At 67.9% G+C, this 10,926-nt stretch carries 10 protein-coding genes; all 10 read right to left on the bottom strand.

Annotated elements, in window-relative coordinates; all coding sequences use genetic code 11:
- Nucleotides 1-344: 344 nt before the first annotated feature.
- Nucleotides 345-584, bottom strand: coding sequence for a hypothetical protein (locus tag SZ55_RS22205; RefSeq protein WP_044411793.1), 240 nt, complete (start codon nucleotides 582-584; stop codon nucleotides 345-347).
- Nucleotides 585-1,312: 728 nt separating this feature from the next.
- Nucleotides 1,313-1,681, bottom strand: coding sequence for a hypothetical protein (locus tag SZ55_RS22200; protein WP_044411790.1), 369 nt, complete (start codon nucleotides 1,679-1,681; stop codon nucleotides 1,313-1,315).
- Nucleotides 1,678-2,517, bottom strand: coding sequence for an SDR family oxidoreductase (locus SZ55_RS22195; protein ID WP_044411787.1), 840 nt, complete (start codon nucleotides 2,515-2,517; stop codon nucleotides 1,678-1,680). Before SZ55_RS22195 ends, SZ55_RS22200 begins: the two co-directional genes overlap by 4 nt.
- Nucleotides 2,518-2,556: 39 nt before the next feature.
- The gene (locus tag SZ55_RS22190) at nucleotides 2,557-3,021 is read right to left on the bottom strand and encodes a multidrug transporter (protein ID WP_044411784.1); all 465 of its coding nucleotides are present in this window, start codon (nucleotides 3,019-3,021) and stop codon (nucleotides 2,557-2,559) included.
- A 183-nt stretch (nucleotides 3,022-3,204) separates the two neighbouring features.
- Nucleotides 3,205-4,653 (bottom strand): mannose-1-phosphate guanylyltransferase/mannose-6-phosphate isomerase, encoded by a 1,449-nt coding sequence (locus tag SZ55_RS22185; protein ID WP_044411782.1) that lies wholly within the window; start codon nucleotides 4,651-4,653, stop codon nucleotides 3,205-3,207.
- Nucleotides 4,654-4,788: 135 nt separating this feature from the next.
- Nucleotides 4,789-5,433 carry an alginate O-acetyltransferase AlgF gene (locus tag SZ55_RS22180; RefSeq protein WP_044411779.1) on the bottom strand — a complete coding sequence of 215 codons (645 nt, stop codon included), beginning with the start codon at nucleotides 5,431-5,433 and terminating at the stop codon, nucleotides 4,789-4,791.
- 56 nt (nucleotides 5,434-5,489) lie between these two features.
- Nucleotides 5,490-6,623 carry an alginate O-acetyltransferase gene (locus tag SZ55_RS22175; RefSeq protein WP_044411776.1) on the bottom strand — a complete coding sequence of 378 codons (1,134 nt, stop codon included), beginning with the start codon at nucleotides 6,621-6,623 and terminating at the stop codon, nucleotides 5,490-5,492.
- A 13-nt stretch (nucleotides 6,624-6,636) separates the two neighbouring features.
- Complete coding sequence (locus tag SZ55_RS22170; protein ID WP_044411773.1) at nucleotides 6,637-8,193, bottom strand: MBOAT family O-acyltransferase; 1,557 nt, start codon at nucleotides 8,191-8,193, stop codon at nucleotides 6,637-6,639.
- A 173-nt stretch (nucleotides 8,194-8,366) separates the two neighbouring features.
- Nucleotides 8,367-9,473 carry a mannuronate-specific alginate lyase gene (locus tag SZ55_RS22165; RefSeq protein WP_044411770.1) on the bottom strand — a complete coding sequence of 369 codons (1,107 nt, stop codon included), beginning with the start codon at nucleotides 9,471-9,473 and terminating at the stop codon, nucleotides 8,367-8,369.
- Between the two features lie 14 nt (nucleotides 9,474-9,487).
- Nucleotides 9,488-10,918, bottom strand: a complete 1,431-nt coding sequence (locus tag SZ55_RS22160) for an alginate O-acetyltransferase (protein ID WP_044411767.1) — start codon at nucleotides 10,916-10,918, stop codon at nucleotides 9,488-9,490.
- Nucleotides 10,919-10,926: the final 8 nt, after the last annotated feature.

The following is a 10,926-nucleotide window of genomic DNA, read 5'->3' as shown; positions in this document are numbered from 1 at the left end:
GTCCTGGCGATCCTGGTGCTGGCCGTGCCGTCACGCGACACGGCCAGCCGCTAGCCCTCCGCGCAGGTTCATCGCTGCCCGTTCCGTAGCCCGGGCTTCAGCCCGGGAGCGGTGCCGGGTGTTCCCGGACTKAAGTCCGGGCTACGGTCGGATGCTGGCCTTGGCATTGCCCGGCATGGCCAGCCGCTAGCTGCTGGCTTCGTCGGCCTTTTCGCTCCGCGTAGGTTCATCGTTGCCAGTTCCGTAGCCCGGGCTTCAGCCCGGGAGCGGTGCCGGGTGTTCCCGGACTGAAGTCCGGGCTACGGTCGGGTGCTGGCCTTGGCATTGCCCGGCATGGCCAGCCGCTAGCTGCTGGCTTCGTCGGCCTTTTTCGCGCCGCGCAGGTTCATCGCCGCCAGGCACAGTTGCAGGACGATCAGCGCCCAGGCGTGGGCGTGCAGGCCCCAGGCGATCCACAGGGCGTTGCTGGCCAGGAACACCCAGAAGCCGATGTGCCGCCGGGCGGGTGTCTTCGAGCCGATCAGCCAGGCGGCGGCCACGGTGACCAGCATGGCCGGCCATTGCAGCAGGTCGAGGTAGTCCATCGAATCCCCCCTTGTTCTCCTGTTTAGTGAGGCAGCAGGGGTGAGGGTTCCGACGTTTTCACGGCGCGTGGGGTGGGCTTCCATTCGCGTGCCCAGGAATCCCGAAGCTCCTCGTTCGGAGCCCGTCACGATGGGCTTCGCACAGCTCAGCCCATCCTACGGATGGAGCGGGGCCGTAGGATGCGGTGAGCTCGGCGAACCGCATCACTGGCGGGGACGCATGAGACCCCAGCGGCCCATGAGCGCGTCACGATGGGCTTCGCACAGCTCAGCCCATTCTACGGATGGAGCGGGACCGTAGGATGCGGTGAGCTCGGCGAACCGCATCACTGGCGGGAATGCATGAGACCCCAGCGGCCCATGAGCCGGTCACGATGGGCTTCGCACGGCTCAGCCCATCCTACAGACGGAGCGGGACCGTAGGATGCGGTGAGCTCGGCGAACCGCATCACTGGCGGGGATGCATGAGACCCCAGCGGCCCATGAGCCCGTCACGATGGGCTTCGCTCAGCTCAGCCCATCCTACGGACGGAGCGGGGCCGTAGGATGCGGTGAGCTCGGCGAACCGCATCGCCGACCGGGATGCATGAGACCCCAGCGGCCTATGAGCCCGTCACGATGGGCTTCGCGCAGCTCAGCCCATCCTACGGACGGAGCGGGGCCGCAGGATGCGGTGAGCTCGGCGAACCGCATCGCGGTGATGAGGACCGAGCGAGGTGCAACGCGGGTCAGCGGCGGTGCAGGAGCACGAGGCCGGCGAGGACGGGGTAGCAGAGGTAGTGCAGGACGAACAGGGCGATGGCCATGGGGCCGGGGGCGTTCTGCAGGGTCATCATGCCCAGCAGGCCGAGGTAGAGCACGCCGAGCAGGGCGCCGTAGCCGAGGACGATGCGCCAGGCTTCGCCCCGGGTCGGCGGGCGCTTGTACAGCAGGCGGAAGGCGAGGGCGATGAGCAGGGCGGTGGCGCCGGCGATCACCAGGGTGGCCAGCAGCCCGCCGAGGTGCACCAGGCTGCGCAGGGCGAGATTGAGCAGCATGGCCAGGGCCACGCCGCCGATCACCACGTAGCGCAGGGCCAGCGGGCGGGGCGCGTTCACGAGCGCTCCAGGGCCACGTTGAGGCCGAAGCGTTTCTTCAGCACCGTTTCCAGCAGGCCCTTGGGCACCAGGCTGGCCAGCAGCGGCAGGGCGCGGCTGCCGTTGCCCAGGCGCAGCAGGCGCGGGCGCGGGTGGTGCTGGATGGCGTTGAACAGGTCGCGGGCGAATTCGGTGGCGGGGGTGGGGTTGTCCTGGGAGGCGCGGGCCCGGGCGCGGATGCCGTCGCGCAGCGGCCACCAGGGCGAGCCTTCGGCGATCAGCGATTCGGCTTCGCGGCTGGCGTTGGCGCCGAAGCTGGAGGCGATGGCGCCGGGCTGCACTTCCATGACCTCGATGCCGAAGGGCGCCAGTTCCAGGCGCAGGGCGTCGGAGAGGGCGTGCACGGCGGCCTTGGAGGCGCAGTAGGCGCCGGCGAAGGGGGTGACCAGCACGCCGGAGACGCTGCCGATATTGACCACCAGGCCACGGCTGGCGCGCAGCACGGGGAAGCAGGCGCGGGTGAGGCCGACCAGGGAGAACACGTTGGTCTCGAACTGCCGGCGCAGGCCCTCGGTGCCGCCGTCCAGCAGCGGGCCCATGGCGCCGTAGCCGGCGTTGTTGATGAGCACGTCGAGCCGACCCGTTTCCTGCTGCAGGCGTTCACCCAGGCGCGCCACGGCGGCTTCGTCGTTGACGTCCAGCTGCACGCCGGTGAAGCCGGCGACGTTCAGGGCGTCCACGTCGTTGGCCTTGCGGGCGCAGGCCCAGACGCTGTAGCCGGCAGCCTTGAAGGCGTCGGCCAGGGCCCTGCCGATGCCGCTGGAGCAGCCGGTGATGAGGGCAACGGGTTGGCTCATTGCGAATTTCCTTGTTGGTCTTGTTGTGGTGGAAGTCGATCAGTCGGCGAATCTGCCATGCAATCGTTCGGCGCGGAACTCCAGCGTGTCGGCTCGATAGCCACGGCGCAGCGGCGGCAGCGGCAGGCAGTCCTGCCAGTCGGCACCGGCCTGCAGGCGCGGCGGGCCGAGGCTGCGCTCGGCCTCGTAGGGGGATTCGGCGAGGTTGAGGTCGTCGCCCGGGCGGTAGGCCTGCACGATCCAGGCGAGGTCCAGCAGGGTGGTGCTGCTGCCGTTGTGCACGCTGATCTTCAGCGGGCGGTCGGCGGGGCACTGGTCGGGCTGGTAGGCGAGGCGGACGTCGAGGCGGGCCAGTTGTTCGTTCACCAGGCGCTCTTCCCACAGCACCCAGGCGGCCATGAGCCCGATGACCAGCACCGCAGCCAGGGAGATGGGCAGCGCCTTGGTCGGGTGGCGGATGACCAGGATCAGCCAGGCGAAGAGGAGGATGGCGCCGAGGAGCATGAGGAGGGCCCATGACGGAAAGGCTGCAATGCTAGCGCAATCCGTGGGCAGGCAGGGGTAAAAGGCACGGGGCCGTTGGCCGTTCCTGGCCCGGGCCCCGTGAGGCGGTGCGCGCGGCGGCACCCGCTGGCACAGGCGCCGGGAGCCTCCCGATGGGGGAGGGAGGCTCCGGGGCGTGGCCCCTCAGCGCGCGGTGGATACCTGGCTGACGCGCACGCCGCTGTCACTGCGGCCGTAGACGTCTTCCAGGCGTTCGATGTCGTCCTCGCCCAGGTAGCTGCCGGACTGCACCTCGATGATCTCCAGGGGGATCTTGCCGGGGTTGGTCAGGCGGTGCACCGACGTCATGGGGATGTAGGTCGACTGGTTTTCGGTGAGCAGGAAGGTCTTGTCGTCACAGGTCACCTCGGCGGTGCCGGAGACGACGATCCAGTGCTCGGCGCGGTGGTGGTGCATCTGCAGCGAGAGCTGGGCGCCGGGCTTGACGGTGATGTGCTTGACCTGGAAGCGGCCGCCCATGTCCACCGAGTCGTACGAGCCCCAGGGGCGGTACACGGCGCAGTGGTTCTGGGTTTCCGCGCGGCCCTGGGCGTCGAGGTCGTTGACCAGCTTCTTGACGTCCTGCACGCGGTCGCGGTGGGCGATCATCATCGCGTCCTTGGTCTCGACCACGACGATGTCGTCCAGGCCGATCACCGACACCAGCTTGCCGTTGCCGTGTACCAGGCAGTTGCGGCTGTCGTGCACCACCACGTCGCCCTTGGTGACGTTGCCGTGGGGGTCCTTGTCGTGGACTTCCCAGATGGAGCTCCAGCTGCCGACGTCGTTCCAGCCGGCGGAGAGTGGCACCACGCAGGCGCGGGCGGTCTTCTCCATCACCGCGTAGTCGATGGAGTTGTCCGGGCAGCAGGCGAAGGTGGCGGCGTCGATGGTGACGGTGGTGCCTTCGCGCTGGCTGCGTTCCAGGGCCAGCAGGCAGGTGTCGTAGATGTCCACGTCGTGGTGCTTGAGTTCGTCGAGGAAGCGGCTGGCGCGGAACAGGAACATGCCGCTGTTCCAGAAGTAGTCACCGGCCTCGACGTACTGTTGGGCGCGCTCGGCGTCGGGTTTCTCGACGAACTGGGCGACCCGGCTGATGCCCTCGGGCAGCTCGCCGCTGGCCTGGCCACGGATGTAGCCGTAGCCGGTCTCGGGGCGCAGGGCCGGCACGCCGAACAGCACCATCTCGCCCTTCTCGGCGGCGATGGTGGCCAGGGCCAGGGCCTGCTGGAAGGCGCGCTGGTCTTCCAGCACGTGGTCGGCCGGCATCACCAGCATCAGCTCGTCGCGGCCCTCGGCCAGCAGCTGCATGGCGGCGATGGCGACGGCGGGCGCGGTGTTGCGGCCGAAGGGTTCGAGCAGCATGGCCTGCGGGGTGACGCCGATGCTGTCGAGCTGCTCCTGGACGATGAAGCGGTGGTCCTTGTTGGCCACCAGCACCGGCGGCTGCATGCCGTCGAAGGCCAGGCGCTGCAGGGTCTGTTGGAACAGGGTCTTCTCACCGGTCAGGGCGAGGAACTGCTTGGGGTACTGCTTGCGCGAAAGGGGCCAGAGCCGGGAGCCGCTACCGCCAGAAAGGATTACAGGGATCATGGTGTTTCTCCTAAGAAGCTTGTCCGTTTGTGAGGTTGCTCATCACATCGATCACTGGTTTCTGTCTTGTAGTCCCACTGTCTCGTGCGGCGGGTACGAAGCGTGGCCCGGGGCGTCGGCCCCGGGCGGGGCGGATCAGGACTCGGCGGGGCGCTTGACCCAGACCGGGGAGAGCTTGCCGCCGCTGCCGGTGATGTAGAGGCAGACGACTTCGCCGCGCTGCAGCGAGACGGGCTTGAGGTCACTGACCTTGCGGGTGCCGTCGAACAGGGCGAGGTTGACCTTCACCGGGTTGATCTCGCGCTCGCCACGGCCCTGGGCGGCCACGTCCTCGACCACGGCGGTCTTGCCGTCGGCGGTCTTCAGGGTGAGCTTGGCGTCGGAGAGGTTCTGCACCCGCAGCAGGGCCTTCTGCTTGTTCTTGAAGGCCGGCTCTTCCACCAGCTTGGGCTCGGCGCCCGGCTGGCTGACCAGGGTGTAGTAGCGGTCGGACTCCAGTTTCACCGGGACGCTGGCGCTGCCCACCTGGGCGTTGTAGTTGCCGGCCGGCAGGAACTTGAAGTCGCTGGAGCCCAGCGGGGCGACGTCGTTGAGGGCGGTGTTGCCGACGCTGACGTCCAGTTCGCTGGCACCGGCGTTGTAGGCGCGGACGAAGGCCGAACCCTTCGGCGCCTGCGGGCCGTAGAGGCCGCCTTCATCGGCCAGGGCGGAGAAGGCGCTGACGCCCAGGGCCAGGGCGCAGGCGTACGACGTCCAGGTGCGTTGCTTCTGTCGGTTCATGGTGTTTCCTCCTTTGGTGCAATGCGCATGGCGCTTGGGACCCGAAGGCCCGTTCGTTAATGGGTGGCGGCGACGCGCTCGCCGGGGGCGCCCTTGCGCAGCTGGGCGATCCACTGCGGGTCGAACTCGCTCAGGTCGTTGGGCATGGGCAGGTAGCGCTCGGGGAATTCCCAGATCACCAGCTCGGGGGCGGCGTCCTTCAGCTCGTCGCTCTTGAGGTACTTGAGCATCGGCAGGATCGGGCCGTGGCCGTCCTCGGCGTGGTTCACCAGGTCGCGCTGCAGGGACTGGCGCAGGGCGCCTGCGAAGTTCCAGTTGGGGTTGGCGCTGTAGCTGGTGCCCACCAGGGCCACCGGCACGCTGCTGTCGCCGAACAGGTCGCCGGATTCCTCTTCGCCTGCGGCGCGGGTCTCGCGCTTCTGCAGGGTGTCCGGGGCGGGCATCAGGTCGGCGAACAGCGGGTCGAGCGGCAGGAAGCGGGTCAGGTCGCCCTTGTAGTCCTCGTTCTTCACCGCTTCGGTGACGAAGGCCTGGTCGCTGCCGGACAGGCTGACGCGCTCGCGCACCACCTGGCCCAGGCGCTGGGCCACCACTTCGGCGCCCTGGGGCGTCCAGTGGGTGTCGGTGCGCAGGAACACCTGGCCGTTGTTCTTGGCCTGTTCCAGCGGGCCGAGCAGGTCCGGGGCGATGATTCCGGCCTTGCGCACGGCGCCACGGAAGTGGGCGTAGAGGTCCTGGCGCAGGGCGGTGGGGCGAGCCTCGCCGACGTGCTCGGGGTAGATCCGCGACTTGGACGGGACGATCGCCAGCACCAGCTTGATGCCCCGGCTGTCCAGCTCGTCGCGCACGCCCTGGATCAGCGCCAGGTTCTCCTGCAGGTGGCGCTCGCCTTCGGCCACCGGGTCGAACTCCTCGTCGGAGAACAGCCAGCCGTCCTGGCCGATCACCACGCCCTGGCGGCCTTCGCCGAACAGGCCGTAGTCCACCAGGGCCCAGAGGTTGGTGCCGATCTGCTTGATGGGGAATTCATCGTCGTAGTGCTTCTCGAAGGCGTGGGCCAGCTTGCCGTTGAGCACGGTGGTTTCCTTGGCGACGCTGAAGCCGACGATGCCGCGCATGGACCACAGGCTCAGGGCCAGCAGCATGCCGGCGAAGGCCACGATGTAGAGGGTGTTTGCAGTTCTGCTCATGTGTGCGCTCCCTTCAGAACTGGAAGTAGAGGAAGGGGGAGAAGCTCTGCGCCGAGAGCTTCAGGATCGACGCGGCGAACAGCAGCAGCAGGGCGACACGGGTGGCCAGCACCGGCAGCTGGGTCATCCAGGTCTGTTGCCAGACCAGGGCGCCGCTGGGGGAGTAGGCGATGGCGGCCGGGTCGTCGGCGGCGGCCTGCGGGCTGCGCGGCTGGGCGGTGGCCGGGCCGTTGGCGTCGACGTGTTCGTCGGCACGGGCCTTGGGCGCGCCGGTCAGCGGCTTGGCGTGGAACTGGCGGATGCCGAACCAGGCCAGCACGACGTAGGCCAGCACCAAGGTGGCGATCTGCAGGCTGGTGAGCTGGGCGCGGTTGAGTTCGGAGAGGCTCCAGTCACCGAAGCTGAACATGGCGGCGTACATGCGCCAGGCGACGTCGAGGTTCTCGGCGCGGAAGATCACCCAGCCGATCACCACCAGCAGGAAGGTGAAGGCCCAGCGCAGCGGGTTGATCACCTTCGGCGCGGCGTCCACGCCCAGGGCGCGTTCGATGGCCAGCCAGGCGCCGTGCCAGGCGCCCCAGATGATGTAGGTGAAGTTGGCGCCGTGCCACAGACCGCCCAGCAGCATGGTGAGGAACAGGTTGCGGTAGGTCTGGAAGGTGGTGCCGCGGTTGCCGCCCAGGCTGATGTACAGGTAGTCCCGCAGCCAGGTGGAGAGGCTGATGTGCCAGCGCCGCCAGAACTCGGTGATGGACTGGCTGATGTAGGGCTGGTTGAAGTTCTCCATGAAGCGGAAGCCCATCATCAGGCCGAGGCCGATGGCCATGTCGCTGTAGCCGGAGAAGTCGAAGTACAGCTGCGCGGTGTAGGCCAGGGCGCCGAGCCAGGCATCCCCCGTGGTCGGGTCGGAGAGGGCGAAGCAGTGGTCGGCGATGGGCGCGATGCTGTCGGCGATGAAGACCTTCTTGATGAAGCCCTGCATGAACCGGGTGCAGCCCTCGGCGAACTTGTCGACGGTGTGGGTGCGGTGGTTGAACTGGTCCACCAGGTCGCGGAAGCGCAGCACGGGGCCGGCGATCAGGTGCGGGAAGATCGCCACGAAGGCGGCGAAGTCCACCAGGTTGCGGGTGGCCGGGGTGTCGCCCCGGTACACGTCGATGATGTAGCTGATGGACTCGAAGATGTAGAACGAGATCCCGATCGGCAACAGGATGTGGGTGATGACGAAGGGCTCCATGCCGAACTGGGTGAAGATCGCGTTGAAGGTCTCCACGCCGAAGTTGGCGTACTTGAAGTAGCCCAGCACGCACAGGTCCACCGCGACGCCGAGCAGCAGCCAGCGCTGCGCGGGCTTGGTGCGCACCCCGGCGGCGCCGATGCGCAGGCCGATCCAGTAGTTGAACACCGTGACGGCGGCGAACAGGGCCAGGAAGTCGATCCGCCACCAGGCGTAGAACACGTAGCTGGCGATGAGCAGGAGCAGGTTTCGATAGCGTGTCCCGACCAGGTAGTACAAGCCGAGGAAGATCGGCAGGAACAGGAACAGGAACACGTTTGAAGAAAAGACCATCCGAGTCTCTCCACTTGTACGTAACTTTCTGGGCCGCCGCCGGACGTTCCAGCCCGGTGTGCGACCCGCCATTCCCTCCCCAGGGTGTGGCGTTCAAATCCTTGCGCCGCCGCGTCTGCCGCGCGGTCGGTTCGTTGCGTCAGGTGGCTCCCCCGGTGGGGGAGGGCACCGGGTCAGCTGCCGCTGCCGCCCTCCTTCTTCGGGTGGAACACCTGGGTGATGTCGCCCCCCAGGCGGAAGGTCTTGTAGGGGGCCATGGAGTCCTTCCAGCGCAGGGTCTCGGGCTTGCAGCCGTAGAGCGCGCACCAGGGTTCGAGCCAGGCGAACTTGGCGCGCTTCTCCAGGTCCTCCATGTCCTGGTCCTTGCCGGTCCTGTCGTCGAAGGGTTCCTGGTCATCCACCCCGGCGATGACCTTTTCGCCGAGGCGGCGCAGGGCGCCGTCGTTCTCGTTGCGCAGGTCCACGCCGTTGGCCTGGGCGAAGGCGGCGATCATGGCCAGCGGCGGCAGGCTGTAGTTGTGGTAGGCCAGGGCGCGCTGCTCGCGCTTGAGTTCGTTGGGCAGGAAGCCGTCCTTGTCCACCTGGCTGGCGGCGACGCGGAACTGGGCGACGGACCAGTCGAAGAGGTCGCGGCGGTTGGTGGCGACGGCGGTGGCCATCACCGACCAGGCGGCCCAGTAGGAGTGGTTGTTGATCTTCTTCAGCGGCAGGCCGCTCCAGTCGTGCACCGTCTGGTCGGCCAGGCGCGAGAACCAGGACTCGATCTGCTGGCTCTGCTGGGTGTAGCCGGCCAGCGGGTGGGAGTTGGAGAACTTCAGCCGCAGGTAGGCCGAGGACAGGCTGCCCAGGGCCCATTTGCGGATGGACTTGCCGGTGTGGTTGTACTCGGTGCTCTGCAGGGCGTTGGCCTGGGCCCAGCTGCCCATCCACTGCAGGGCGCACTCCAGTTGCGCCCGCTGGCCGTCGCGCATGTACGCCATGACCATCTTGTTGACCCCGCGCTCCATGCGGGTGATGTCGGCGGTGCTGTCGCGGAAGGCCCGTTCCGCCGTGGGGTTGAGGGTGGCGCGGGCCTGGTTGGAGCCCTCGTACTTGCTGCGGAACTCCAGCTTGCCGGTGTATGGCGGCGGTGGGGCTTCGCAGCTGTCGGCCTTGTGCTCGTCGACCTCCACCGGGGCGTAGTAGCCCGAGGGCGGGACCAGGTCGCCGGCGTGGGCGAGCGGGCCGAGCAGGGCACCGCCGAACAGGCAGGGGGCGAGCAACCGGAGTCGGGGTTTCATGATGACCTCCTTCCTCACTCGGCCTTGGCCGCGAGGTGTTCACCCGAGTGGCCTGGGCGCTTGCACAGGGTCACGTCGACGCTGAGGTTCTCAGGCATCTCTTCGGGGCTGTGGATTTCCAGGGCGAGGACGTTGAGGTCCCGCCAGTCGGGGTCGTTGCGCAGTTCGAAGGCGTAGCGGCCGCCGGTGTCGACGCGGTCGCTCTGTTCGATCTTGAAGTTCTCGCGGCGGCCGTTGAGGTACCAGACGGTGGCCTTGGACTCGTGCACGGTCGGGTCGCTGAAGGTCAGGTCCACCTGGTAGTCGCCGCCACGGATGTCCTTGATCGGCTGGTTCTGGCCGTTGACGAAGACTTCGTTGGCGCCAGGCTTCATGCGCACCTTGCGGTGCATCACCGCCGGCTGGCCCTCGCAGCCGTTGTTCACCAGCGGCAGGGCCTGGCGGTAGAAGCTCTTCTGCGCCATGTCGTAGTGGGTGGCGAACTCCCAGATGATGATCTTGGGCGGGTGCTCGTGGAATTCCGGGCTGCTCATGTACTGCAGCAGGGCGCTGTCGAAGCCGCCGCCGCTGACCGCCATGTTGAGCACCTCGGCGCCGCTGTGCTGCTGCAGGAAACCGGCGAAGTTGTAGGCCGGGCCGCTGTTGCTGGTGCCCACCAGGACGATCTGCGGGTTGGATTCGTCGCCGAACAGGGCATCGCCGGCGGCGCCGTCGCCCGAGGCTTCGGTCTCGTAGCGGTCGACGTACTGGGTGGCGTAGGTGGTGCCGCAGAGCTGGCCGGCGGTCTTGTGCAGGGTGCCGGCCTTGGGTAGCAGGCCGACGACCTTGCTGTCGAAGGTCTTCTTGGGGATCTCGTCGAAGCCGGGCATCTGCTTCAGCGTCTCGGCCACCAGCTTGGCGGTGCGGTTGGCGCCGGCCGGGGTCCAGTGGTGATCGGCCTTGAAGTAGTAGTCGGTGTCCACGCCCTTCTCGTCGAACAGCGGCGAGAGGTCGGTGACCCAGATGCCGGTCTTGCGGAAGTCGTCCACGGCCTTGAGGTAGTTCTTCTTCGCCAGGTCGTAGTCGAAGCGGGCCTTTTCCGCTTCGGTGAGCTGCTCGCGGTTCACCAGGCCACGGGTTGGCTGGTAGACCACCATCAGCTCGACGCCCTTGGCCTTGAGCGCGTCGCGCAGGCGCTTGAATTCGCTGTAGCCGAAGGCGCTGGTGCCGAAGTCGGTGCGCAGGTCGTAGCGGGTGCGGAACAGCCAGTCGCCACGGCCCTGGACCAGGGCGGTGAAGAAGCTCAGGTACTTGGTGTTGTACACGCTCGGGTCCTGGGCGACGGCGCACAGGGGGCCGGTGCGCTGCACGCTGTACTCGGGCGCGGCCCAGGCCCCCTGGGACGCGGCCAGCAGGGCGGCGGCGAGGGTGGAGGGGGCGAGCCATTTCATGGGGTGTCTGTGCATGGTGGTGT

It is taken from the genome of Pseudomonas sp. FeS53a (genome assembly GCF_000931385.1).
Taxonomy (GTDB): domain Bacteria; phylum Pseudomonadota; class Gammaproteobacteria; order Pseudomonadales; family Pseudomonadaceae; genus Metapseudomonas; species Metapseudomonas otitidis.
Note: the sequence above shows the minus strand (reverse complement) of the source record. Positions and strands in the feature narration are given on the sequence as shown.

What these genes read in the sequence shown, in the direction of transcription:
- SZ55_RS22205 (WP_044411793.1), bottom strand. Translation starts at nt 584, where the DNA reads ATGGACTACCTCGACCTGCTGCAATGGCCGGCCATGCTGGTCACCGTG.
- SZ55_RS22195 (WP_044411787.1), bottom strand. Translation starts at nt 2,517, where the DNA reads ATGAGCCAACCCGTTGCCCTCATCACCGGCTGCTCCAGCGGCATCGGC.
- SZ55_RS22190 (WP_044411784.1), bottom strand. Translation starts at nt 3,021, where the DNA reads ATGCTCCTCGGCGCCATCCTCCTCTTCGCCTGGCTGATCCTGGTCATC.
- SZ55_RS22185 (WP_044411782.1), bottom strand. Translation starts at nt 4,653, where the DNA reads ATGATCCCTGTAATCCTTTCTGGCGGTAGCGGCTCCCGGCTCTGGCCC.
- SZ55_RS22180 (WP_044411779.1), bottom strand. Translation starts at nt 5,433, where the DNA reads ATGAACCGACAGAAGCAACGCACCTGGACGTCGTACGCCTGCGCCCTG.
- SZ55_RS22175 (WP_044411776.1), bottom strand. Translation starts at nt 6,623, where the DNA reads ATGAGCAGAACTGCAAACACCCTCTACATCGTGGCCTTCGCCGGCATG.
- SZ55_RS22170 (WP_044411773.1), bottom strand. Translation starts at nt 8,193, where the DNA reads ATGGTCTTTTCTTCAAACGTGTTCCTGTTCCTGTTCCTGCCGATCTTC.
- SZ55_RS22165 (WP_044411770.1), bottom strand. Translation starts at nt 9,473, where the DNA reads ATGAAACCCCGACTCCGGTTGCTCGCCCCCTGCCTGTTCGGCGGTGCC.
- SZ55_RS22160 (WP_044411767.1), bottom strand. Translation starts at nt 10,918, where the DNA reads ATGCACAGACACCCCATGAAATGGCTCGCCCCCTCCACCCTCGCCGCC.